The organism is Granulicella aggregans (genome assembly GCF_025685565.1).
In the GTDB taxonomy this organism is placed as follows: Bacteria; Acidobacteriota; Terriglobia; order Terriglobales; family Acidobacteriaceae; genus Edaphobacter; species Edaphobacter aggregans_B.
In genome coordinates, this window is sequence record NZ_JAGSYE010000001.1 from 44626 (window position 1) to 71184 (window position 26559).

Consider the following 26559-nt stretch of genomic DNA (forward strand, 5'->3'; position numbering starts at 1 on the left):
GATCAGAGCATAAGGAGAAGCATGGCAACGACGGCTCCGGCAATCCGCTTCTCCCCGCAATGGTTCACCAGCGGCGACGTGGACGGATTTCTCGGGCTATTTTTCAGCGGTCTGCCGGATCTTCTCTTGATAGCTGGGTTAGGAGCGGTCTGCGGCCTGTCGCAAAGCCTGATGGTGGGACGAGTGCTGCCCGGCATCGCGATCTCGATCCTTTTGGGAAATCTCTTTTATTCTTGGCAGGCTTATCAGCTCGCGAAGCGAACGGGCAGGAGCGATGTCACCGCGATCCCCTTTGGCGTGAATGCCCCAACCATCTTCGCCTACATCTTCCTCATTATGGAGCCTGTTTATGTCCGGACGCACGATCCAAATCTTGCCTGGCAGGTAGGAGTCTTCGCGTGCCTGCTGAGTGGAGTGGTCCAAACGGCGGGAGCGTTCTGCACCGACTGGCTGCGGCGTTCGACACCACGCGCTGCCATGTTATGCCCGCTGGCCGGAATCGCGCTTGGCTTTCTCTGCCTTGGCTTCATCTTCGGAGTCTTCCAGACGCCGGCCATAGGCATCCTTCCGATGGTGATTCTCTTCGCGCTGTACGCTTCGCACTTGAAGCTGCCATTTAGCATTCCCGCACCCGCCCTGGCAATGGCCGTCGGAGCTGTGATCGTGCTGGCGTTACGATATTTTCATCTCTACGCTCCGCCAGCCGCGCCAGCGGCGGCACCGGGGCTCTACCTCCCACATCCAATGAACGTCTTCGCCTTCATCCGGCACAGCGAAGGCTGGCGATACCTCGCGATCATTCTTCCAATGAGCGCGCTCGACACCATCGTCTCCTTGCAGATTCTAGAGAGCGTGAAGATCGCCGGAGACGACTACCCAACTCTGCCATCTCTCCTCGTAAATGGATTGGCGACGCTAGTGGCGGCACTCTTCGGCAGCCCGTTCCCGACCACGCTCTACTTCGGGCACATGGCGCATAAGGCGAATGGGGCGCGGGTGGGATACTCGGCTCTTAGCGGAGTAACCACCTTTACGCTATGTGTGACCGGCATCCTACCGCTGGTACTGCGAGTCATTCCCATTGAGGTCGCGGCGGCGGTCATCATCTGGTTCGGGCTGGTGATGATGGGGCAGGCGTTCAGCGAGGTCTCAGCGAACCACGCGATCGCCGTCGCGTTGGGTTTGATTCCGCTGATTGCTCAATGGACACTGCAGGTGGTGGAGCTGGCGGTGCGGGTGGCCGGGTCGACCATGCTGGCGGTCGCGCCGAAGTTCGGCAGCGACCTTGCAATCTATGGATTGATCTCGCTGGCGCAGGGGTCCCTGCTGATCTCGATGGTATGGGCGGCGGCGCTCTCTTTCATGTTTGACCGGAGATTTCTCGCCGCTGCGGGATGGATGGCCGCAGGCGCGATCCTCTCGCTTTTCGGTCTGATTCACTCGTTCACCATCGCCTTGGACGGGGTAAAAAGTGCTATCGCTTTCGGAAAAGTGCCAGCAGTCAGCGCAAGCTATGCCGCGGGAGCAGGCTTCCTCTTGCTGTGCCACTGGTATGCAAAACGAACCGAGTTGTCGCAATAGCGGGTGGCGCGATGGGCGGCACTGGTGCATGGAATATCGATTGGGATACAGTGTGAGACCGGGGAGTGCAACCGTTTACCCATAAGGGCGGAGCGGCCTCTCGCACGCGAGGTAAGAGATGTCGGAGTACATAGGAGCCCTCGACCAGGGCACGACGAGCACGCGGTTCATGGTCTTCGATCGGACGGGACGAATCGTCTCGGTAGCGCAGAAGGAACACGAACAGATCTATCCCCAGCCAGGCTGGGTCGAACACGATCCCCTCGAAATATGGCGGCGCACGCTTGAGGTGATCGACGAGGCGGTCGAAGCGCGCGGCCTGCGCGCCAAAGATCTTGCGTGCATCGGCATCACCAACCAGCGCGAGACCACGGTCGTCTGGAACCGGCTGACCGGCGCTCCGGTCTATAACGCCCTGGTCTGGCAGGACACCCGGGTCGCAGACTACGTTGCGAAGCTGACCCAGGAAGGCGGCCAGAATCGCTTCCAGGCGAAGACAGGCCTGCCGCTCACGACCTACTTCAGCGGCTTGAAGATCTGCTGGGTGCTGGACAACGTCAAGGGTGCCCGCGAACTGGCAGAAAAGGGCGATCTGCTCTTCGGCAATATTGACGCCTATCTTCTCTGGAACCTGACCGGAGGCATCAACGGTGGCGTCCACGTAACCGACGTGACCAACGCCAGCCGGACGCAGTTGATGAACCTAGAGACCCTGGACTGGGACGAGGAGATCCTCGGCATCTTCAACATTCCGCGCTCGATGCTCCCGGCGATCCGTTCGAGCAGCGAGCACTATGGCGACATGAAACGGACAAGCCTCGCGGGAGTTCCCATCGCCGGCATCCTGGGCGATCAGCACGCCGCTCTGGTCGGACAGACATGCTTCAAGCCCGGCGAGGCCAAGAACACCTACGGCACTGGTTGTTTCATGTTGCTCAATACGGGCGAGAAGCGAGTGATCTCGAAGAACGGCCTGCTCACGACCCTGGCTTACAAATTCGGCAACCAGCCGGCGGTGTATGCGCTCGAAGGCAGCATCGCGATCACCGGAGCGCTGGTGCAATGGGTTCGCGATAACCTTCGCATGATCGACAAGAGCGAGGAGATCGAGACGCTCGCGCAGACGGTGAAGGACAATGGCGGCGTCTACTTTGTCCCCGCATTCTCCGGTCTTTACGCTCCGTACTGGAAGGACACCGCGCGCGGCGTGATTACAGGCCTGACACGCTTTGCCAACCGAGGCCACATCGCACGGGCAGTCATCGAGGCCACAGCCTTCCAGACGCGTGAGGTGCTAGAGGCGATGGAAGCAGACTCCGGCATCTCGCTCGAACAGCTTCGCACCGACGGAGGCATGGTGCAGAACGAGATGCTGATGCAGTTCCAGGCAGACATTCTGAATCGCACCGTCGTCCGTCCCCAGATGCGGGAGACGACGGCGCTGGGCGCGGCCTATGCGGCGGGCCTCGCCTGCGGCTACTACAAAGACACGGAAGACCTGATCTCAAACTGGGCGGTTGACCGCGTCTGGAAGCCTCAGATCGAGGACGCCGCCCGAGACCGCCAGTACAAGCAATGGAAGAAGGCCGTCACCCGGTCCTTCGATTGGATTGATGAGTAGCCGTACGAATCGCTATATAACCTGCACTTCGAGCCACTGAGGGAACTGCCTTGTTATCACCGGTCTTTGGGGAGTTCATGGGAACTCTCGTCGTGATTCTGATGGGCGAAGGCGTCAACGCCGCCGTCACGCTGAAGCAGTCCAAAGCCGAGGCCGCTGGCTGGATGGTCATCGCCACCGGCTGGGGCTTCGCCGTCTTCTGCGGAGTGGTCACAGCCATCGCCTGCGGCAGTCCGGGAGCGCACCTGAATCCCGCTGTGACCGTAGCCATCGCCGTAAAGACAGGCGACTTCACCCAGCTCGTGCCCTTCATCCTGGCGCAGTTTCTGGGAGCCATGGTCGGAGCGACGCTGGTATGGCTCTTCTACTTTCCGCATTGGAAGCTCACCGAAGATCCCGCAGCAAAGCTTGGGGTATTCTGCACCGCTCCAGCTATACGCAGTCCCTTCTGGAATCTGTTGAGCGAGATCATCGCAACTGCGGTTCTGATCATCGTGATCGGAGCGCTGGGCGCGAAGTCATTCGCTGCTGCCGGTCCTGCTCCGGGTCTCGCACCCTATCTGGTCGCGATCCTGGTCTGGGGGATCGGTCTCTCGCTAGGCGGAACCACAGGATATGCGATCAATCCCGCACGCGATCTGGGGCCACGGATCGCTCACGCTATTCTGCCCATAGCCGGTAAGGGCGGCTCGGACTGGGGCTATGCTCCGATTCCGGTGCTTGGCCCGGTGATCGGAGCGGCTTTGGCCGGATTGTTTTTGCGGGTAACGGGGATATAGTGCAAAGAAGTTGAGTCTGGCATCGAATAAGAGGAAGGCATACCCCAGGGGCTAAAGCCCCGCGTCCGTGACCGGTTTTATCGCCAAGGCTGAAGCCCTGGCCTAGCTGGAAGCGAGCGCAACCTGGGGCCAGCAGAAAGAAAACTATGCGAAGCAAGGCCTTTGAAGCACTGGCGGGGGAGTTCGACGTTCTGATCATTGGCGGCGGGGCCACCGGACTCGGCATCGCTGTCGACGCCGCGACGCGTGGCTATCGGACAGCTTTGGTCGAGGCTGGCGACTTTGCCCAGGCTACCTCCAGCCGCGCGACGAAGCTGGTTCACGGCGGCGTTCGCTACCTTGCGAGCGGACAGATTCACCTCGTCTACGAGGCCCTCCACGAGCGCGCCGTCATGCTGCGGAACGCTCCGCACCTGGTGCAGGCGCTGCCCTTTCTTCTTCCCGCCTATAAGTGGATTGACCTGCCGTTCTACGGAATCGGCCTTAAGATCTACGACCTGCTCTCGGGCAAGTCGACCATGGGGCCAACGCACATTCTGGGCGCAAAGAGTACCCAGCAACGGCTACCCAACATCGCCACCAAAGGCCTGCGCGGCAGCATTCTCTACCACGATGGCCAGTTCGATGACGCGCGCCTCGCTCTCGCGCTGGCACGAACCGCCGAAGACCACGGGGCGACCGTGCTCAACTACGCCCGCGTGACCTCGCTGTTAAAGACCCGCGGAAAGCTTAGCGGAGCCGTCGTGGACGACGAAGAAACAGGCGCTGAATACACCGTCACCTCGAAGGTCGTCATCAATGCAACCGGCATCTTCACCGACGACATCCGCGAAAAGGATGACCCGGCGATCCCGAAGCTGCTCTCCGTAAGCCGAGGGACGCACATCGTCGTCGAACCGTCGTTCCTCGGCAGTGACAACGCCATCATGATCCCGAAGACGGAGGATGGCCGCGTCATCTTCGCCATCCCGTGGGGTGGGAAGGTCGTCATCGGGACAACAGACCTCGCCGCAACCGCCGTCGAGATGGAGCCGGGGCACGAGGCATCGGAGATCGACTACCTGATCGCCCATATCAATCCTTACCTCGCGAAGCCAATGGCGCGGAAAGACATTCTGTCCGTCTTCTCCGGACTCCGCCCGCTCGTCACCGGCAAGAGCGCAACCACCTCAAAGCTCTCCCGCGAACATCACATCGACGTCTCGCCCACGGGCCTGATTACCGTCGCCGGCGGAAAATGGACGACGTATCGCCGGATGGCGCAGGACACCCTCGACTTCGCGATTCGGCACTCGATGCTGGCGAACAAGCCCTGCCGGACGCGCGAGATCAAGATCCACGGAGCTCCGGCCAATCCTGAGACCGGCCCGCTCCATCGCTATGGCACAGACGCAGACGCAATTCGCGCGCTGATCGCCGAGCGCCCCGAACTAGCCGCGAAGGTCGACGAAGCTCTTCCCTTCTGCCTCGCCGAGGTCGTCTTTTCTGTGCGGCAGGAGATGGCACGAACAGTCGAAGACGTCCTTTCACGCCGCATGCGAGCTTTGATGACCGATGCCAAAGCCGCGGAGCGCGCCGCTCCCGTAGTCGCCGCAACGATGGCGGCAGAGCTTGGCCTCGGACAGGATTGGGTGAACGCGCAGGTCGACGCATTCCGCAAGCTGGCAGCGACGTTCTACCTGCCCTAGTAAGATCGTCTCGGAGGCTGACTCGAACGATGACACTGTCGAATGGCGCGGGAAGAAGTGGATCGTGGCTGTCACTGGGCCGGAACCCCGACGCGAGAGTTCGCCTCTTCTGCCTCCCGCACGCCGGTGCAGGGACGGCGAGCTACCACGGCTGGAAGCGCCAGCTACCGGCAGAGATCGAGATCTGCCCGGTGCAGATTCCCGGCCGGGAGAGCAGGCTCGCCGAGCCATCGTATACAAGCTCCGAGGCCTTGATCGAAGAGATCGCGCTGGCTATCGCCGACCGCACGGACAAACCCTACGCCATCTTCGGCCACAGCATGGGCGCACTGCTGGCGCTCGATCTCGCGCTGCGCCTCCGCGAGCACGGCCAGCCGGAGCCAGCCCATCTCTTCGTCTCCGGCCGAAACGCGACCCACGTTCCCATGAAGCACGGGTCGATCCACCAGCTCACGGACGAGGAGTTTCTGGATGCTCTGGCGATCCGGTACGGTGGCCTACCGCAAGAGATCCTCGAAACCCCAGAGCTACTGGAGGTCTACCTTCCGATCTTGCGTGCAGACCTGACCCTCCTCGAGACCCATACTTACATAGCGCGCTCTCCGCTCGCCTGCCCGGTTTCGGCATTCGCCGGAAAAGAGGACAAGAACGTATCGCAAACAGGCCTCACAGCCTGGGGAGAGCACACAACAGGCCGCTTCGAGAGCCTCTGGTTCGAGGGCGACCACTTTTATCTGAACGGCGCAAGCAGGCCCGCGCTTCTGGAAGCGATTGCAAACCGGCTCCAGAATGCCTTGGCGGGTCTCCCATCTCACAATCAGCTCTCAGGTTCCGATGGCCGGTGACCGGGGGCTCCCCACCGGAATACCGAAACTTGCGCTAGGTGAAGTGCAGGTGTGGCGGATCGAACTCTCCGACGCAGCTTTGGACGAGACGGCCTATCTCCGCATTCTGAACTCCGAAGAGACAGAACGCGCTGCTAGACTGCGAGCCGGACAAGTAAGGATGCAGTTTCTCGCAGGCAGGAGTTCGGTAAGGACGCTGCTCGGAGCCCACCTGGGTATTGCTCCTGAAGAAGTTCCCATCGTCGCAGCCGAATATGGCAAACCCGAACTCTCCACTCCATATAGCGGGAGGATTCACTTCAACCTTGCGCACTCGCGATCGACGGTTCTAATCGCTCTGAGCCTGACCGGCCCCATCGGGATCGACATCGAATATCTCGACCGAAAGACGGAGGTGGAGGAGGTCGCGCGGCATTCGCTCACTCAACACGAGACGTCGCTCATGCTGTCTATTGACGATATTCCCGCCCGCTCAAGGTTCTTCTTCGAGCGTTGGACGAGAAAAGAGGCGGTAGTAAAGGCTGATGGCCGAGGGCTATCCCTTCCGCTCACCTCGTTTGAGATCCCGGTTGATGACGCCTCCTGCCCGACGCCGGTGACGATCCTCAGCCCAGATGGACTCTCTCAGCGCACTTTTTTTGTCAGAGATATAGCGGTCGTTGAAGGCGCGACATGCGCCGTGGCGACAGCCGGTCACACAGCCGGCCTCCGGCTCCTCAGCTTCCCGTTCCCTAATTTCGCCTCCGAAACCTGATCCCCGATCACCCGTTTCGCTCCCACCTTGGAGGGATTATGCCTGATTACGAGCATGTTACTGTAGGTTTGTGGCGGGCCTGAAGTACTCACATATCCAGAGTTAACGCAGGATGCCTCGCGCGGCGATCGAACCGCAGGGTTTCTGCCCCAGAAGACGTTCAGCCCTTTGAGATCCTGCTATCAGAGCCTGACAACGCAAGATTGAATGGGACATGTCAAGGCTGTGACACATCGGTACGGTGTGCCGGTGCTCTCAAGTGTCGTAAACTACGGTCAAAGTTTCTGGCCGAGCCTGCGGATAAATTCCACTTGAGATTGGAAGGAACTCGATGAACGGTAGCTGGGCCAAGCCGGTAGACGATGTCTCTTTTTCAGCAACCCAGGAAAAGGAAGGGACTCCTCGTGCTGCCTCAGAGAGTTCGCTCAGTGATTGTTTCGAGCGGATATGCCAAAGATTCCCAGGCCGGACAGCCATTACCTGTGGACGGGAGATAATCTCCTACGGCGATCTGAATCAAAGAGCGAATCGCATCGCCCAGGGTCTTCTGGCGGCGCACGGCCAGGTTGGAGTAAACAATTCCCCACGGATCGTAGCGATCTACCTCGACCGCTCCATTGCACAGATCAGCGCCATGCTGGGGGTCGTCAAGGCAGGCTTCGCGTACCTCCCGATTGACTCTACCTATCCCTCGGCGCGAGTGGCGCAGACGCTTGAAGATGCAGCGCCTTTGGCCGTAATCACCGACAGCCGGCTAGCCGCTGGACTGGCTGCGATCTCAGGCGCTGTCCTGATGCACGACCAACTCGAAGCTTCAGAGCCAGCTCTCGATCCGGAGCAAAAATCTACGGCCGATTCGCTCGCGTATGTCATGTACACCTCCGGCTCCACGGGTAAGCCCAAGGGAGTCCTGGTGACGCACGGCAACGTCATGCGGCTCTTCACCCAGACAGATCATTGGTTCCACTTCAACGAAAACGACGTTTGGACGATGTTTCACTCCTTCGCGTTCGATTTCTCGGTTTGGGAGATCTGGGGACCGCTACTCACCGGAGGCCGGCTGGTGATCGTTCCATTTGAGGTAAGCCGTTCCACCGAGGAGTTTTACGCGTTGCTGTCCGAAGAGCGAGTGACCGTGCTGAACCAGACGCCCTCGGCCTTTTCCCTGATCGACCAGGTCGAAGAAGCCGGCCCCACGCTCCCGCTGGCGCTCCGCTACGTGATCTTCGGCGGCGAGGCGCTGCAGTATCGGGCTCTGCGGAACTGGTTCAAGCGCCACGGCGACAGCAATCCGCAGCTCATCAATATGTACGGCATCACCGAAACAACGGTCCACGTGACCTACCGCGTCGTCTCCGAGTCCGATGCCCACACGGAAATCGACAGCCCGATCGGCGAACCGATCCCCGATCTGCAACTCTATGTGCTCGATCCCGATCTAAAGCCCGTGACGGATGGCGAAGAGGGTGAACTCTGCATCGGCGGTGCTGGGGTGGCGCGGGGATATCTAAACCGCCCGGAACTGACCTCTCAGCGCTTCATCGCTGATCCCTTTGGCAAGTCCGGATCGCTGCTCTACCGTTCCGGCGACCTGGCGCGACGTCGAGCTGACGGGCAGCTGGTCTACCTCGGACGGAACGACAATCAGGTAAAGATCAACGGCTTCCGCATCGAACTCGGCGAAGTCGAGGCAGCAATCGCCGAGTACCCGGGCGTCCGGCAGGTCTTCGTGACCGCGCATGCCGATCACAGCGGCCGGCAGCGCCTGGCAGCGTACTTCGTCACCGAAAGCGGGATCAAGCTCGAAGCCCATACGCTGCGGGAATTTTTGACTCCGCGAAGTCCGGCCCAGATGATTCCCGCCTTCTATATACAGATGGAGTCGTTTCCGCTGACGAACAACGGTAAAGTCGATCGCAAGGCTCTGCCTGTCCCAGTGACCGGCTCCTCGGCTCCCGCACCCGGAGCCGGAACGCCAATGCAGGAACGTGTAGCGGCCATCTGGCGCGAAGTTCTCGAAACGCCGAACGTCGGACTGGATGACAACTTCTTCGATATTGGCGGGAGTTCGATTCTGCTCATCCGCATCCGTGCCGAGCTTCAGAAGCAGCTTGACCGGCAGATCCCCATCACCTGGATGTTCGAATTTACATCGATACGCACACTTGCCGATAAGTTACGCGAGGAATCCGAGTCGGCCCCGCCCAGCTCGTCAGGTGGCAGCGTCCTCTCGGCAGCACAGGAACAGGCGCGTAAACAGAGAGAGACGTTCGCCCGGATGCGTGCGGCCCAAACAACGCGGCCAAGGGGCGTAAAGGCATGATTCCAGAAGATCTAACCGGCATTGCGATCGTTGGTATGTCCGGCAGGTTTCCGGGCGCGAGCAGCGTCGCGGAGTTTTGGGCAAACCAGCTCGCCGGCATCGAGGGCATCTCGCAGTTCTCCGCCGAGGAGTTGGAGATCGTCAACGCGCGCCAGGCCGCGAGCGATCCGAACTACATCAAAGCCCGCTCCATCCTTAAAGATATCGACCTCTTCGACGCGGAGTTCTTCAGCATTCTCCCGAAAGAAGCGTCGTTGATGGATCCCCAGCACCGGATCTTTCTGGAGTGCTGCTGGGAAGCGTTCGAAGATGCCGGCTACGACCCTGGCACCTATCCGGGATCTGTCGGCGTGATGGCCGGAACGGCCTTCAACAGCTACTTCCATGCCGAGGTCTGCGCCCAGCCCGGATTCACCGAAGACTTTCTGAAGAACTACCAGATCGGCAACTACCAGGCGATGATGGGCAACCATCCCGACTACCTAGCGACGCGGGTCTCCTATAAGTTCAACCTGAAAGGCCCCAGCTTCTCGGTGCAATCTGCGTGTTCGACCTCTCTTGTCGCCGTATGCCAGGCATGCCAGAGCCTGATGACCTACCAGGCCGACATGATGCTGGCTGGCGGCGTCTCCATCACGCTGCCGCAGAAGCGCGGCTATGTGTACCAAGAAGGTGGAATGGGATCGGCCGACGGCCACTGCCGCCCGTTCGACAACGACGCTCAGGGAACGGTCTTCGGCTCGGGCGTCGGCGTCGTACTGCTCAAGCGGCTTGAAGATGCGATCGCCGACGGCGACCACATCTATTCCGTCATCCGGGGCTTCGCGACGAATAACGACGGCGGCAACAAGGTTGGTTACACCGCCCCCAGCATTGAAGGCCAGGCGAATGTCGTCGCCATGGCGCAGCAGGCTGCAGGAGTTGAGCCTGAGTCAATCGGCTATATCGAAGCACATGGAACAGCAACGCCGCTAGGCGACCCCATTGAACTCGCCGCACTCGAGAAGGCATTCCGTACAGGGACGCAAGCTAAGAACTTCTGCACCATCGGAACGGCGAAGGCCAACGTTGGCCATCTCGACATCGCAGCCGGCGTGACCGGCCTGATCCACGCGGCTCACGTCGTGAAGCACGGACAGTTTCCCGGAACCTTGAACTTCAAGAAGCCGACCGAGCGCTTCGACATGGCGAACAGCCCATTCAAGGTGACTGCGACGCCTGCCGCCTGGGAGCGGAACGGAAGTCCGCGCCGCGCGGGCGTTAGCGCCTTCGGTGTCGGCGGAACGAACGCCCACCTGATTCTAGAAGAGGTCGAACCTGATCCTTCCGATCCCCCAACGCGAGCAGCCCAGTTGCTGGTCGTCTCGGCAAGGTCGCAGGCGGCGCTCGATGCGGCGACGGCAAATTTAGCCGCCGATATCGAGGCCCATCCAGACCGTGCGCTGGCAGATGTGGCTTACACGCTTCAGACCGGACGCAGACCGTTCGACTTCCGCCGCGCCGTTGTAGCCGAGACGAGCGCAGAAGCAGTCGCCGGGCTACACAAGACACTTGGCAAGGTCGCACCGGGGAAGAAACGGAACGCTCCCGATCCGTCTGTCGCCTTCATGTTCCCCGGCCAGGGTTCTCAGCGCGTCAACATGGGGCGCGGTCTCTACGAGACGGAGCCAGTCTTCCACGACGCCGTCGATGCCTGCGCAAGGATCCTTCTGCAGGATGCGAATCTTGATCTTCTGACCGTACTCTACCCGGAGCCCAGCAAAGAAGATGCCGCCACCGAGTTGCTTACGCAGACCATGCTGGCGCAGCCCGCGATCTTCGTCGTCGAGTACGCCTTGGCGAAGCTGTGGATCTCCTGGGGCATCCAACCCTCGGCGATGATCGGCCACAGCATCGGGGAGTTTGCCGCCGCCTGTCTCGCCGGTGTCTTCTCGCTCGCAGACGCATTGCACCTGGTGGCGACGCGAGGAAGACTGATGCAGGGACTTCCGTCCGGCACCATGCTCAGCGTCCGCGCCAGTGCAGAGCAGATATCACCCCTGCTGAGCGAAGGCGTCAGCATCGCGGCGAACAACGCGCCCACTCTCTGCGTCATCTCCGGAGCGACACCCCCCATCGAAGAGTTCGAAGCGAAGCTGACGAAGCTTGAGATCGTCAGCCGCAGACTCGTCACCTCGCACGCGTTCCACTCCCCGATGATGGACCCGATTACGGCGGAGTTTCGCGAGGCGGCGGCGAAGGTGAAGATGTCCCCGCCGCAGATTCCCTACGTTTCGACTCTTACCGGAGACTGGATCCGGCCCGACGATGCCACCTCCGCTGACTACTGGGCCCGGCATCTCCGTGAGCCGGTACAGTTTGCGCCTGCGATAGCCCGGTTACTGCAATCCGGAGATCGAATGTTACTAGAGGTCGGGCCGAGCGGAGTTTTGGTAATGCTTGCCCGTCAAAATCTGGCACTGGGCGCAAAGATTGCCATGCTATCCTCACTCTCCAATAGCGACAGTGGGCAGGATGATACGCACTCCATGCTGCATGCCTTGGGGGAAGCCTGGACCAGGGGTGCGAAGCCCGATTGGCAGGAGATTCAAACGCAGGCCAGACGCCAGCGTGTTTCGTTGCCAACCTATCCTTTTGAACGCAAGCGTTTCTGGCTTAGCGACGCCCATAAGAGCGTTGACTCCGGTGAGATCGAGCTGCCGGAGATCATTCAGAGGCCTGTTTCTTCCGACCCGGCGGCAATCCTGCCGGTTGCGACACTGAAGGAGATCTCGCCCATGTCTCAGAGCCTTTCGCAATCTGTAGCGAGTCCAGCAGCAGCCACGCAAGCAAAGCCACGCAAAGAAACCATCCGCGTCATGCTGATCGAGATCTTCGAGGAGCTTTCGGGCCTCGATATCAGCGGCGAAGACACCTCCGCGTCCTTCCTCGAGATCGGCTTCGACTCCCTCTTCCTGACCCAGGTCACGCAGTCGCTGCAGCAGAAGTTCGGCATCAAGATCACCTTCCGTCAGTTGATGGACGACCTCGCGACGCTCGACGCGCTCTCGGGCTACATCGACGGCCACGTCGCTCCAGGCCTCTACGAAGAGGCCGCCCCTGCTGCTGTGGTCGCCGCGCCGTCGGCTCAAGTTGCCCCTGTTCCCACGATGAGCGTCGCCCCAGCTGCAGGCGGCGGAACCGCCATGGAAGAGCTGATGAAGAGTCAGCTCGCTGCGCTAAACCAGCTCTTCGCTCAGCAGATCGCAGCTCTCAATGGCGGTGCCGCACCCGCACCCGCCCCACCACCGGTAGCACCCGTGCCAGTGGCTCAGGTTCCCGCCACGATTGCCGCGGCAGACCACCCGAAGGACGCTACCGTCGAGTTGAAGGGTTATGTTCCTTTCCGCGCGGCTGCGAAGAAGGTCCACGGCGAACTGACGCCCAAGCAGGAAGAGCACATCCGCAAGCTGGTCGCGCTCTACACCAGCCGCACCGCGAAGTCGAAGGCCAAGACGCAAGAGTACCGGCCTTATCTCGCTGACCCGCGTGTCGTCGCTGGCTTCAAAGTCCAGTGGAAGGAGATGGTCTACCCCATCATCACCGACCGCTCCAAGGGCTCGCGGATCTGGGACATCGACGGCAACGAGTATCTCGACTGCCTGAACGGCTTTGGCCCGATCATGCTCGGGCACCGTCCCGACTTCGTCGAAGACGCAATCGAAAAGCAGCTCCACCTCGGCTTCGAGATCGGCCCGCAGACACTGCTCGCTGGCGAAGTGGCCAAGGCACTTTGCGAGATGACCGGCAATGAGCGTGCGACCTTCTGCAACACCGGCTCCGAAGCCGTCATGGCCGCGATGCGCGTAGCTCGCACAGTCAGCGGAAAGAACCGCATCGTCTACTTCTCTGGCGACTATCACGGCATGTTCGACGAGGTCCTCGTCAAGGGCTTCAGGCGTGGCGGACAGCCGCAGTCTTCGCCTTTGGCACCTGGAATCCCGCGCGACTCTGTCGCGAATATGACGGTGCTCGAATACGGCGCACAGGAGTCACTCGACTGGATCAAGGCGCACACGAATGAGATCGCCGCCGTGCTGGTCGAACCAGTCCAGAGCCGCCATCCGGCCTTCCAGCCGATCGAGTTCCTGAAAGAACTCCGCAAGATCACCGAAGAGGCCGACGTCTGCATGGTCTTCGACGAGGTGGTCACCGGCTTCCGCGTCCATCCCGGCGGCTGCCAGGCGCTCTTCGGCATTCGCGCCGACCTCGCCACCTACGGCAAGGTCATCGCCGGTGGCATGCCCATGGGCATCCTCGCCGGTAAGGCCAAGTACATGGACGCCCTCGACGGCGGCATGTGGCAGTACGGCGACGAGTCCATCCCGGAGGTCGGCGTCACCTTCTTCGCCGGAACCTTCGTCCGCCACCCGCTGGCGATGGCCGCGTGCAAGGCAGTCCTCACGCACCTGAAGAAGGAAGGCCCCGCGCTGCAGGAGCGGCTGACGGCGCGCACGACAGACCTGATCGCACGCCTGAACGCTCTGCTCAAGAAAAACGAAGTCCCTACGCACATCGAGAGCTTCTCCAGCTTCTTCTACTTCAGCTTCCCCTCGGACTTCCGCTTCGGCAGCCTCTTCTACTACCACCTGCGTTCGAAGGGAATTCACCTGCTCGAGAACTTCCCGTGCTTCATCACGACCGAGCACACCGCCGAAGACATCGACCACATCGTGCGCGCGTTCGAAGAGACAATCGCGGAGATGCAGGCCGGCGAAGTACTCGACATGCCGACTGGCGGCAAGACGATCGAGGCTGCCGCAATCGAGACTCCGGCCTACGCCAGCAGCGCTCCGATCACCGAATCACAGATGGAGATTTTGCTCTCCGCCGCGCTCTCGTCCGAGGCGAACTGCAGCTACAACGAATCCCTCTCGCTTCACCTAAAGGGTACGCTCAACGTCCCCGTTCTTACGGAGTCATTTTCGAGCCTGGTCGCCCGCTACGACGCCCTCCGCGCAACCTTCGACATGGACGCTCGGACGCAGCACTTCTCCGCTCCGAAGCCAGTTGAGCTGCCCCTGATCGACCTCTCCGGCCTGGCCGAGACCGAGCAGAAGACGAAGTTTGCGAGCTTCATCAAGGAAGACGCACATAAGCCGTTCGATCTCGTCGCAGGCCCCATGTTCCGTGTGGCGCTCGTTCGTTTCGCAGCGGACAAACACGCGTTCGTCTTCACCGCCCACCACGTGGTCTGCGACGGCTGGAGCATCAACGTGATGCTCGATGAGCTGTCGAAGACGTACAGCGCCAAGTTCGAAGGCAAGTCTCCTCATCTCGATCCGCTGATGCCGTTCAGCAGCTACGCGGTCGCGCAGGACGCGCACTTCATCGGCGACGAAGGAGCCAAGAACGAAGCGTTCTGGCTGAAGAACTTCGAGGTTCTCCCTCCGCTTTTAGACCTGCCGCTGGATCATCCTCGTCCGGCGATGAAGAGCTTTGCCGGAGCGACCTACAGCCGCAAGATTGGCGCAGCAGCCCTCAAGGACATCAAACGCGCAGGCGCACAGCAGAAGTGCACGCTCTTCGCAACAATGCTTGCCGGTTTCGCCGCAACCCTGACCCGCCTCACGGGCCAGGAAGACATTGTCGTCGGCGTCCCCGCTGCCGGTCAGTCTCTGGTCGAAGACAAGGTCCTCGTCGGCCACGCGGTGAACTTCGTTCCCATCCGCGGCATCACTCACGAGGGCATCACGACCGCGCAGTTTCTGCAGCAGATGCGCTCGAACATCTTCGACGCCTACGACCATCAGAACTACACCTTTGGCCGCCTGGTGCGGAAGCTGCCAATCGCTCGCGATGCCAGCCGCCTGCCGCTGATCGAAGTCCAGTTCAACCTGGAAAAAGTAGGATCGGGCCTAGCCTTCGCCGGCCTGCAAGCCGAGGTCGACCCGAACCCGAAGAGCTTTGTGAACTTCGATGTCTTCATCAACGCCGTCGAAGGCACAGACGGCGTCACGCTTCACGTCGACTACAACACCGACCTGATCGACGAGTTGACTATCGCGCGCTGGATGGACTGCTACGAGACCCTCCTGGGCGGTCTCAGCAGCGACGCCACACAGCCTCTCGCCTCGCTTCCGGTTCTCACTGCCAAGGAGCGCGAGCGCGTCTCCATCACGCCGAACCAGACCGCTGTTCCCTACTCGTCGGATCTCTGCGTCCATCAGCTCTTCGAGCGTCAGGCGGCAGCCACTCCCAATGCAATTGCGCTCGAGTGCGAGGGTGAGTCGCTCACTTACGCCGAACTCGACGCACGCGTGAATAAGCTCGCCCGCTATCTGGTCTCCTCCGGCGTTCTGCGGGGCGAAGTGCTAGGCATCTACATGGAGCGGTCGATCGAGCTGGTCGTCTCTCTGCTCGCGACCTGGAAGGCAGGAGCGACCTACATTCCGCTCGACCCCACCTTCCCCATGGAACGGCTCAAGATGGTCTTCGAGGACCTGCATCAGCCGACCATCCTCACGCAGTCGCGCCTCGCGGCGGATCTGCCCTCGGCTGGAACGCGTCTCATCTGCGTCGACGAACGCTGGGCAGCCATCGACGTCGAGGACGCCGGTCCGCTCGATCTCAAGTACGATCCGTCGGCGGTTGCGTATGTCATCTATACCTCCGGATCGACCGGCAGGCCCAAGGGCGTCGAGGTGACCCAGACCAACGTCGTGAACCTGCTGCAATCGATGGCGAAGAAACCGGGCATGACCTCCAAGGATATACTCGTAGCCGTCACGACGATCTCCTTCGACATCGCCGCGCTCGAGGTCTATCTGCCGCTCATCACCGGCGCCAAGCTCGTGCTGGCAACACGCGCCGTGGCATCCGACGGCACCGAGCTGCTCAAGCTGCTCCACTCCTCCAACGCGACGATCATGCAGGCGACGCCGGTCACCTTCCGCTTGCTGATGGCCGCCGGATGGAAGGGCGATCCGAAGTTTACGGCATGGTGCGGAGGCGAAGCGCTTCCTCGCGACCTTGCGAACCAGATCCTCGCACTGAAGATCGATCTCTGGAACATGTACGGCCCAACCGAGACAACGATCTGGTCGGCGACCAGCATGGTCGAAGAGAAGGCTGGCCCCGTCTACGTCGGACCTCCCATTGACAACACGGAGTTCTACGTTCTCGACGCGCACAAGCAGTTGGTTCCAACCGGCGTCGCGGGAGAGCTTTATATCGGCGGCGTGGGCGTTGCCAAAGGCTACTTCCAGCGCCCCGACCTCACCGCCGATCGCTTTCTCAGCGACCCCTTCTCGCCCCGCGCAGGAGCGCGCTTCTACCGCACCGGCGACTTGGTTCGCCGTATGCCCAGCGGCGAGTTCGACTTCCTTGGCCGTGCGGACGGGCAGATCAAACTCCGCGGCTTCCGCATCGAACTCGGTGAAATTGAAACCGCGCTGAGCAAGTTCCCCGGGGTCCAACAGGCTGTCGTGCTGCTGCGTGAAGACATTCCAGGAGACAAGCGGCTCGTCGGGTACATCGTGGCGAGTGGAAAGAGTGCCCCGGTGCCAGCCGAGATTCGCTCCTTCCTGCTCTCGAAGCTGCCCGACTATATGGTCCCCACTGCCTTCGTCGACCTGCCCACATTCCCCTTGACGGCGAATGGGAAGATCGACCGGCGAGCGCTTCCTGCTCCGGACCGCTCACTCCAGGTGCAGGACGGAAACTACGTAGCTCCGCAGACGCCGCAGGAAGAGCAGATGGCGGCGATCTGGGCGGAGGTGCTGCATGTCGAACGGGTAGGCGTCCAGGACAATATCTTCGAACTCGGAGCGGACTCGCTCCATGTCTTCCAGATCGCTGCCCGAGCAAATCAGGCCGGCATCGAAGTCAAACCGCGCCAGATTCTGCAATATCGACAGATCCGCGCCGTACTGGCTGAGCTCTCCTCGGTCGCGCCCGCAGCAAAAACCGCTCCCTTGATGGCTGTTTCCCGCGCCAAATACCGCATCTCACCTTCTACGCTGACGACGCAACCGGAACCGGTCGACGCCAGTACTGGAGATTGATGGGCGCAAAATCAATTACCCTTGGAAACATGGCGGATTCGGCCACAGACACACCTCCGGGCGGTGAGGGGTTTTATGCGTTTCCGCTGACTCCGGGGCAGAGGGGCATGTGGCCGCAGGGGCTCACTACCCTTGGCGACCGCCGCTGCAACGGGGCCTTCCGGATGCAGATCGCCGGCGAGGTCGATGCCGCCGTCCTTGAGGCATCTTTGCGAGCTGTCGCGATGCGCCAGGAGATGCTGCGAACTTCTTTCAAGCTGTCCAACGGAGAGCCAATCCAGGTCGTCTCGCCCTCCTTCGATCTCTCGATTGAAGTGGTGGACCTGACCTCAGTTGCCGAGTCTGCACGAAGCCTTCTGGTCGACGAGATCTCAACGCAGGAGGCCCAGCAGACCTTCGACCTCACGCTGGGCGTGCCACTGCGGGTCAAGCTACTCCGGCTCGAAGAGAAGCAGTCGCTCCTCACGATCACCGCACACCAGATTATCTGCGATGGATGGTCGGTCGGCATCCTGATGCAGGAGCTATCCGAAGCCTATAACGCTCTTTCAGCGGGCGACCCATCTCCGCTGCACGATCTCGACTTCCAGTATGGCGATTATGTGGCCTGGCAAGGGGAGAACCAGTCGGCACCTGCCACCCGAAGCCAGTTGGACTATTGGAAGAAACAATTGGCCCGGGCACCCCAGCTTTCTGTGTCGTTCGATAAGAACGTATCCGCCGACATGATGGAGGCGGGGATCGTATCGGCGCTCCTCCCGCGCGAGCTGACCGATGACCTTCTTGATCTCGCGAAGTCCGAAAACGCGACTTTCTACGTAGTGACGATGGCCGCCTGCATGCTGCTGCTTTCGCGCTACACCGGGCTGAGCGACATTGCCCTGCGCACCCCGCTGGCTGGGCGAAACCGGGTTGAGTTTGAGCCGATCATCGGGCAGTTCGTCAATCAGGTAATCATTCGCAATGATCTGCGCGGAGCGAGCACGGTCTCTGATCTTCTGGCCCAGGTCCGCGACAACGTCTGGGACGCGTTAGCGAATCAGGAAATCGCCTTTGAAGAGGTGATGGAGGCAATTCCGGTTCCCCACAAAAGCGCACTTGACCTCTTCCGGATCAACTTCGTCTGCCAGAAGGAGTACGGACGAAACGGGCCGTCCGAGTTCAAGCTGGGCGAAGCAGCGATGATCACGATGCCATCAAAGTCTCAGGGTGCGCTTTATGACCTGAACTTTTTCCTGGTGCAGCGTGAGATCGGCTGGCGTTTATCGCTTGAATATAAGGCAGGGTTGTACACTCAAGAGACGGCGGAGAGCCTTCTCCTGCATTTTCAGGAGGTTCTCCGGTTTCTCGCGAAGCGCGGGAATCAGAAGCTGGCGGAGTTGGTGTTGTCTCCCACGGAGTCACTCACAAAGCGGACGATTGAAGATGCGGGCCATGGAGTTGGCAACAACGCCGGGGATGCCTTCTCTGCGCTTGAGGACGAGCCTTCGTCGCAGGTGATCGCCATGCCCGGCAGCCTGGCGCAGGAGCGATTCTGGACGCTCTCCCAGCTCGATCCGACAAACCCCTCCTTTCATGTACCCGTAGTCATGCAGATCGCAGGACAGCTCTCGTCGGAGGTGCTGGCAAAATCGTTCCAACTGTTGATCGACCGGCATGAGTCGCTGAGGACCACCTTCAACGAACGCGACGGAGAGTTTCTCCAGGTCATTCATCCGAGCTATAGGGTTTCACTTCCGAGCACAACGGTCTCTGGACGCAGCGAGGCCGAGCGGGCAACCAACCTCGCCAGCACGATCCAGCAGGAGATTCTGAAGCCGTTCGATCTGAATGCGCTGCCGCTCTTCCGCACGATGCTGTGCAAGGTAGGCGACGAAGAACACGTCCTGATCGTCACGCTGCACCACATTCTTGCGGATGCGGCCTCTGCACAGGTGATCCAGCGCGAACTTTGGACAACGTACGAAAGCCTGAATCGCGGAGAAGAGCCGTCTCTTCCTCAGCTTGCCATTCAGTATGCGGACTTCTCGGTGTGGCAGCGCGACAACCTCGACTCAGATGCGATGAAGGAGCACCTCCGCTACTGGCTCGACCGGCTGAGCGGCGACCTGCAGGTGCTCGACTTCCCGACCGACCATCCGCCGGCCTATCGCCCCACCGCCAAGGGAGCAGTTGAGACGCTGCTGTTGCCGGAAGAGCTGACGCGGTCGGTCAAGCAACTGGGCCAGGCAAACGACGCGACACTTTACGTCGTCACCCTGGCATGTTTTGCCGCCATGCTGTCACGTGCCTCCGTGGCCGATGATCTGACGATCGGATCTCCGGTGCTGAACCGCCGTGCCGAGACCGAAGCCCTGATCGGACCGTTTGCCGGACCGATGGCGATTCGACTCAACTTGGCCGGAAATCCGACGATGGCGGAGTTGATTCAGGCCACACGCGACCGCACGCTTGAGGCTCTCGACCATACCGACCTGCCGTTCGAACTGCTTCTTCGGAACCTCACGCTGCGGACCCAGAACGATCGGCGTCCTCTATTTCAGTTCTATTTCATGTGTCAGACGGCGTTCGTTCAGACGCGGCAGATCGAGGGCTTGACGGTCACTCCGCTGCCTAGCATGAGCGTGGGAACTCCGTTCGAGATGCAGCTTGCCATGATCGAAAGGTCTGAAGGCCTGCGCGCCGAACTGGAGTACAACGCCGATCTCTTCGACAAGACAACGGTCAAGAAGTGGCTCGCCTACTACCAGACGCTTCTGAAGGCCGTTGTAGAGAGTCCCGATCGCAGGGTCAACGATCTTCCGGCACCTCCCTTTGTTGGCGGCCACTCCGTCGCCCATGCGAGCCACGCTCGCGAGACTCGCGGAGCAGGCGGCCATGCGGCACTGGATCGGCCCTATGTGGCTCCCCGCGACCTGGTCGAGGAGATGGTGGCACAGGTCTGGGAGGGTGTGCTCGGCGTTCCCTCCATCAGCGTTCACGCCAACTTCTTCGACATCGGTGGCACCTCGCTGCTGATCCTGAAACTCATTCCCCGCATCAACGCAGCGTTCGACCTGGTGCTGCCCGTGCCCACGATCTTCAAGGCACCGACGATCGAGCTGATGGCCAACGTCCTGAGGCAGCGGAACATCATTGAGAAGCAGGTCGTTCTGCCCCTGCATCCTTCAGGCAACCGGCCTCCGCTCTTCATGATCCACTCCTACCATCTTTATCGCGCTCTCCCCGCGGCGCTGGGCTCGGACCAGCCCTTCTACGGAGTGATGGAGCTGGAGCTCTCAGACCGGCACCTTCCTTACACGCTAAAGGACCAGGTCCAGAACTACGTCAACCACATTCGCGAGGTTCAGCCGAAGGGACCGTACTACATCGCGGGCTTCTGCTTCTTCGGGCTCGTGGCCTTTGAAGTCGGAGCACAGTTGGAAGCGCTTGGCGAGAAAGTTGCGTTCATCGGGCTGATCGATACCTACTGTCCGGACTATTGGTGCGTCCAGCAATCTGTCGCACAGGTAGCCCCGACGACAAGCCGGCTCATGCCGCGCGTCGCAGCGCTCGGGCACCATATGCGCAAGACGCGCGGTCTCAAGCTCCAGGACAAGCTGAAGCTGCATGGCGAGTTCGTCATGGAGAAGCTGCGGAACCAGTGGCTAAGCCTGCTGCTGGAGACACGGGTCGCCGTCTATACGCATTTCGTAAAAAAGGGGACGAAGCTTCCCTCCTGGCTGAAGGACCCCGCTCTGGTGACCAGGGTTGGCGTGCGGCGGCACCGTCCGGCGAAGATCGCATCGGATGTCTATCTTTTCCCTGCAGAAGACGTTCCGTTGGACGCGGAGTTCGACCCCACCCTCGGTTGGGGCGTGATGACGACGGGCAAGGTCCATACCATGTGGATCCCAGGCGACCATGACGACATGTTCAAGGAAAAACACATCGGTGCCCTGGCGCAGACGATCCGGGAGACGATGGATAAGGCAAGGTCATAGAGACTTGGCCCTTCAAGGCGTTTGAGCGAAATGGAACATGAGCCTATTTTGCGTCTAGTGGCTTGCGCGCGAAGTAGTAAAGGCTGAATGCCAGCAGGCCAAACATGAGGACGCTGAACCAGTCGTGATAGATGGGGTTCTGGCTGCTGAAGCGCCAGAACTGCCAGTTGCCTCCGCGCTGCTCGGAGATTCCTTCGCCGGCGCGGATGGCGACACCAAGCAGGCCGACGATGCCGCCTGCGGCGATCAATCCAGACGCGTAGAGGCTGCCGGGGCTGATCTCGGATTCGGTGTCGAGGGCTGGGGTGACGCTGGTGGGAACTGGAAGGCCCGTGGCAGGATCGATCGCATCGGGATTCGCGGCAGCGAGCTTCGCAGCATGGTGGAGCATGGCGCGGTCGACCATCCAGCGCATGAGGCCGCCGGTGAAGATGGCAAGGGTGGTGGCGATCGACAGGTACGCGCCGACGGCGAAGGTGAGGGAGCGGATGCCGAGGAGTTCGACGACGAGGACCAGAGCGACGCCGAGCAGGACCAGGGCCCAGGGGAGCTTCTGGGTGAGGATGCCGTTGATGACGGTCGCCATCAGGCGGCCCTGCGGGGCGGCGGCCTTTTCGGAGCCGATGCCTTGGATCCATTGGATCTCGATCTGCTTCGTGTCCGGGTTGTAGAGGTACTTGCCGTCTTCCAAGGTAGTTGAGCCGATGGCGTTCAGCAGGATGAGGCGGTTGGCGTTACCGAGCTCTTCCTTGGTGCCGGAGTGGTCGTGCGGCGTTAGCTGGATGTGGTCGAGGGAGAAGTTGCCCTTTGTCTGGACGCCGTTGACAACACCTTCATTCGTGTTGGCGATGGTGAAGGGGATGGGCTTCGGCAGACGCTGAAACACCTGCAAGCCGGTGTTCATCAGGTTCAGCGTGAAGCCGATGGAGAAGACGCAGATGACGACTCCGAACATCAGGGCGAGTTGCTGCTTCCAGGGCGTCGCGCCGATGAGATAGCCGGTCTTGAGGTCCTGCGCGGTGTCTCCGGCGTTGGAGGCGGCGATGCAGACGATGCCGCCGATGGTGATGGCGAGCGCGCCGAATGCGGGGGCGGTCCAGCCCTTGACGAGAAAGATAGCGGAGGTGGCCATCAGGGTCGCGATGGTCATGCCGCTGACGGGCGAGGCGGAGCTGCCGACGATGCCGACGATGCGGGCAGAGACGGTAACAAAGAGGAAGCCGAAGACTACGACGAGGAGAGCGGCGGCGATGTTGGCGAGCGCTCCGACCTGCGCTCCGGGGACGGGGTGGAATTCGAGGAAGAGGAACATCAGGACGATCAGGATGACGGAGCCGCCGAGGACGACGGTTGGCGGAAGGTCGTGCGTCGTGCGGGTGGGAGTGGCGGCGGTGCCGTTGTTCTTGCCGATGTTCTTGAGGCCTTCGGTGAGGGCCGCGAGGATGGTCGGCGCGGTGCGGGCGAGGGTGATGACTCCGGCGGCGGCGACGGCTCCGGCACCCATGGGCCGGACGTAGGTCTTCCAGAGGTCGGAGGGGCTCATGTCGTGGATAAGCGTGGTGCCGGGGTAGAGCGGCGAGGTCATGTGCGACCCGAAGAAGTAGATGGCGGGAAGAAGCAGGAGCCAGGAGAAGACTCCGCCGGCGAGCATGACGGCCGAGACGCGGAGGCCGATGATGTAGCCGACGCCGAGGTATTCGGGTGTGACGTCGGCGCGGATGCTGGAGCCCTTGAGCAGGTGCTGCGGGCCGATGTCGAAGTCGCGCGTCGGCGTGGAGGGCCAGAGAGCGAAGATGTTCTCGTTCTGAAAGAGGGTATAGAGAGCGCCGAGGCCGAGGCCGAAGAAGACACGGGATGCGAAAGACCCGCCGCGCTCGCCGGCCATGAGGACGTCGGCGCAGGCTGTGCCTTCAGGGTAGATGAGAGTCTCGTGCTCTTCGACGATGAGTTGCCGCCGAAGCGGAATCATGAAGAGGACGCCAAGCCAACCGCCGAAGAGCGCCAAGGCGAAGATTCTCGTCGACTCCAGATCGAAACCTAAAAAGATCAGCGCAGGCAGGGTGAAGATGACGCCGGAAGCAATCGACTGGCCGGCGTTGCCGGTCGTCTGGACGATATTGTTCTCAAGGATGCTGGCCTTGCCGAAGGCGCGCAGGATGGAGATGGAGAGCACCGAGATCGGAATGCTGGCAGCGACCGTAAGCCCGGCGCGCAGGCCGACATAGACCGTAACGGCCCCAAAAAGAACGCCAAAGAAGGCTCCAAGGATGAGAGCGCGGGCGGTGAGTTCTGGGCGGTTCTCGGCGGCGGCGACGAAGGGCTTGAACGTGGTCTTTGCGTTGGACGATGGCGGCATGGAGCGAAGTGTATCAGGATGAACAAGCTTCGCACCCTATCGGGTGTATCGTGCCTACCGAATGACGACTTCGAGGAACCTGGCGAGGTCCATGGCCTGGGCGGGACTGACGATCGCGCCCCGGAGGTCGGTCACGCGAAGCGAGATCTCCTCAATGTTGCAGTTAGTCAGATCGAGCCCAGAGAGGTTCGCCTCCGCCAGATCAGCTTTACGAAGCACTACGTCTTTCATCCGGGTGCCTTCGAAGCTAATCCCGTTGAGTGCAGCTTCGCGGAACTCACTGCTGATGATCTCGCAATGGTGAAACCTTCCCTCGCTGAGATGGCTGAAACTGGCGTCGCAGCGCTCCATCAGAACGTCTTCAAAGCGGCAGCCAAAGGCGTTCAGCCCCGTGAGCTTGCAGTCGACAAACTCGACGCGCGTGGCCTCGCAGGCTCGGAGCATCGCGTTCGACAGATCGCAGCCGACAAAGCGCGCGTCGAAGAGGCGCAGCGAAGCTATCTCAGAGTTGGCGAACGAGACGCGGTCGAAGACCAGGTTGCCGCCCCGCAACGCTGGTATACGGCGGCTGGAGAGATCCAGATTCGTAAAGCAGAGGTCTTCAAGCGGCGAACCGGCAAGGAGATGGTCTTCAGTTCCCTCGGTAAATTCATCGCAGGCCGGGATTCGCCGCGGACGATTGCGGCTGCGTTCGCTCTTTTTTTTCTCTGCCATCGGATCAAGAATACAGTTCCGCGCCGGGTACCGGCATCACGGCGAACCTAGCATATTCATTGGCGCAGCGCCCGGGTTACGCTATACTTCAGCCATGACGCGGTCTGATCGACCTGGAGCGTCAGCGAGTGAGGTGCGTCTTCAGCGAAAGCATGAAGGACAATGCGCTCGATGTGTCCGCGGGGGCTCCACCCGGCGGCCCGCCAGGCAATCTGCTGGGCGGAACGATGGAATGGCGCGCAGTGGCACGCGTACTTCGAAGTCCAGCGCGAGCCGCTTGTTCCGTATTCGATGACCTCGTAACGACATTCTTTCCGGCTGACTGCCGTGCGTGCGGCGCTTCCCTGCTGCGCGCTGAGTTCTCCCCCCACGACATTCCCATCTGCGACCTTTGCCTGTCGCAGCTTCGTGCGCAATCGCAGTCGATTGCGTCTGCGCTGTGCCGAATCTGCGGTGAAGCGCTGGGCATGGAGAGCGACCGGTTTCTCGGCAACTCTCCCACGGAGGGACTGCTCTGCACGCCATGCCGGATGGCGCCTCCTGCTTTTGACCGCGCCGTTGCCTATGGCGTCTACAAAAACGAGCTGCGCGAGATGCTCCATCTGCTGAAGTACGACGGCGTGCGATCTCTCGCGAAGCCGCTGGCAGCCAAGCTGGCGCAGGCCATCCTGATGCTTGAGCGGGAAGAAGGATGGACCGGTCGTGCGAACGTAATCTCCGTTCCTCTGTTCGCCGCTAGCCGCAGCCAGCGCGGCTTCAATCAGGCGGAGACGCTTGCGGATGAGGCGATGTCCCTCCTGCGTAAGCATCGCCCGAGCTGGAACCTGAAGACGAGGCACAGCCTGCTGAGGCGCGTGAAGGCGACAGAGAGCCAGTTCAACCTGAGCGACAAGGGCCGCCGCAGAAATCTCGTAGGAGCGTTCAAGGTCTTCGACGAGACCAACGCTCTCGCTGGCGCGGACGTGCTCCTGATCGACGATATCTACATCTACACAACAGGAGCGACCTCCCGGGCCTGCTCGCAGGTGCTGCGCAGAGCGGGCGCACGACACGTCTGGGTCGCTACTTTGGCTCGCGCTCAAAAGGAGCAAGTGGCGTTGTGGGATTCCGGCGCGCGCGACTTTGGATAGCAAGAAAAAAACGATAGCCAGCAGATCGAGCCGATTTCACGATATTCGAGTTTCTGAAGATTTCAGCCTTGAAACGAAGCGGAGGATTTGAATGCAAGCATCGAAGACACGCAAGCAACGAGTGGGCGGCAAGTGCCACGCCATGCTCCACGGCCGCACCCCAACGACCGAGATTGAGGTCCGCGCGGGCGTCTTTCGACAGCCACCCATGCAGACGCCGGTGCTGGTGCTGAACGCGTCCTACGAGCCGATCAACATCTGCGGCGCAAGGCGGGCCTTGGTGCTTGTCCTGAAGGGCGTGGCCAAGACCGAGGAGGAACAGGGCTCCATGCTGCATGCGGCACGCATGCGTGTGGCTATGCCCAGCGTGATCCGTCTGCTGGAGTACCGCCGCATCCCCCACCAGACGCGGGCGCTCTCACGCAAGAATATACTGCTGCGCGATCGCAACTGCTGCCAGTACTGCAGCGTGGTTCTGACCGCGAGCGAACTGACGCTGGACCACGTCATTCCACGCTCGCGCGGAGGCCTGTCGACATGGGAGAACCTGGTCGCCTGCTGCCACGACTGCAACCGCCGCAAGGGCAACCAGATGCTGCACGAACTGACCGAGATGAAGCTGCAGCGCGAGCCGCGACCTTTCAGCCTGCACACCTCGCGCCATATCATGCGCATGATCGGCAGCGCCGATCCCAGCTGGCGCCGCTACCTGTACTTTGAGTCGGGCAACGCAGCCTGAT

Annotated in this window: 13 protein-coding genes; 11 read left to right on the forward strand and 2 right to left on the reverse strand. The window is 61.1% G+C overall.

Annotated features, from left to right (window positions below):
- Nucleotides 1–21 precede the first annotated feature (21 nt).
- From OHL18_RS00190 to OHL18_RS00230, 9 genes are all read left to right on the forward strand, one after another.
- Nucleotides 22–1581, forward strand: coding sequence for a hypothetical protein (locus OHL18_RS00190; RefSeq protein ID WP_263372818.1), 1560 nt, complete (start codon nucleotides 22–24; stop codon nucleotides 1579–1581).
- Between the two features lie 118 nt (nucleotides 1582–1699).
- Nucleotides 1700–3202 carry a glycerol kinase GlpK gene (gene glpK, locus OHL18_RS00195; protein ID WP_263372819.1) on the forward strand — a complete coding sequence of 501 codons (1503 nt, stop codon included), beginning with the start codon at nucleotides 1700–1702 and terminating at the stop codon, nucleotides 3200–3202.
- Between the two features lie 50 nt (nucleotides 3203–3252).
- Complete coding sequence (locus tag OHL18_RS00200) at nucleotides 3253–3981, forward strand: MIP/aquaporin family protein (protein WP_263372820.1); 729 nt, start codon at nucleotides 3253–3255, stop codon at nucleotides 3979–3981.
- A gap of 146 nt (nucleotides 3982–4127) precedes the next feature.
- Nucleotides 4128–5669: a glycerol-3-phosphate dehydrogenase/oxidase gene (locus OHL18_RS00205; RefSeq protein ID WP_263372821.1), complete on the forward strand. Its 1542-nt coding sequence runs from the start codon at nucleotides 4128–4130 to the stop codon at nucleotides 5667–5669.
- Between the two features lie 29 nt (nucleotides 5670–5698).
- Nucleotides 5699–6514 carry a thioesterase II family protein gene (locus tag OHL18_RS00210; protein WP_263372822.1) on the forward strand — a complete coding sequence of 272 codons (816 nt, stop codon included), beginning with the start codon at nucleotides 5699–5701 and terminating at the stop codon, nucleotides 6512–6514.
- Nucleotides 6515–6563: 49 nt separating this feature from the next.
- Entirely contained in the window at nucleotides 6564–7268 is a 705-nt protein-coding gene (locus OHL18_RS00215; protein ID WP_263372823.1) for a 4'-phosphopantetheinyl transferase family protein, read from the forward strand.
- A 331-nt stretch (nucleotides 7269–7599) separates the two neighbouring features.
- The gene (locus OHL18_RS00220) at nucleotides 7600–9591 is read left to right on the forward strand and encodes an amino acid adenylation domain-containing protein (protein WP_263372824.1); all 1992 of its coding nucleotides are present in this window, start codon (nucleotides 7600–7602) and stop codon (nucleotides 9589–9591) included.
- Entirely contained in the window at nucleotides 9588–17636 is an 8049-nt protein-coding gene (locus OHL18_RS00225; RefSeq protein ID WP_263372825.1) for a non-ribosomal peptide synthetase/type I polyketide synthase, read from the forward strand. Before OHL18_RS00220 ends, OHL18_RS00225 begins: the two co-directional genes overlap by 4 nt.
- Nucleotides 17636–21619: a condensation domain-containing protein gene (locus tag OHL18_RS00230; protein ID WP_263372826.1), complete on the forward strand. Its 3984-nt coding sequence runs from the start codon at nucleotides 17636–17638 to the stop codon at nucleotides 21617–21619. Before OHL18_RS00225 ends, OHL18_RS00230 begins: the two co-directional genes overlap by 1 nt.
- A gap of 43 nt (nucleotides 21620–21662) precedes the next feature.
- Here OHL18_RS00230 and OHL18_RS00235 read toward each other — a convergent pair whose 3' ends face one another.
- Together OHL18_RS00235 and OHL18_RS00240 are read right to left on the reverse strand one after the other, a co-directional pair.
- On the reverse strand, nucleotides 21663–23975 hold the full coding sequence (locus tag OHL18_RS00235; RefSeq protein WP_263372827.1) for an OPT family oligopeptide transporter: 2313 nt from the start codon (nucleotides 23973–23975) through the stop codon (nucleotides 21663–21665).
- 54 nt (nucleotides 23976–24029) lie between these two features.
- Complete coding sequence (locus tag OHL18_RS00240) at nucleotides 24030–24689, reverse strand: pentapeptide repeat-containing protein (RefSeq protein WP_263372828.1); 660 nt, start codon at nucleotides 24687–24689, stop codon at nucleotides 24030–24032.
- A 152-nt stretch (nucleotides 24690–24841) separates the two neighbouring features.
- Here OHL18_RS00240 and OHL18_RS00245 point away from each other — a divergent pair, with 152 nt between their 5' ends.
- Nucleotides 24842–25819 carry a ComF family protein gene (locus tag OHL18_RS00245; protein ID WP_263372829.1) on the forward strand — a complete coding sequence of 326 codons (978 nt, stop codon included), beginning with the start codon at nucleotides 24842–24844 and terminating at the stop codon, nucleotides 25817–25819.
- 91 nt (nucleotides 25820–25910) lie between these two features.
- Nucleotides 25911–26558: an HNH endonuclease gene (locus OHL18_RS00250; protein ID WP_263372830.1), complete on the forward strand. Its 648-nt coding sequence runs from the start codon at nucleotides 25911–25913 to the stop codon at nucleotides 26556–26558.
- Nucleotide 26559: the final 1 nt, after the last annotated feature.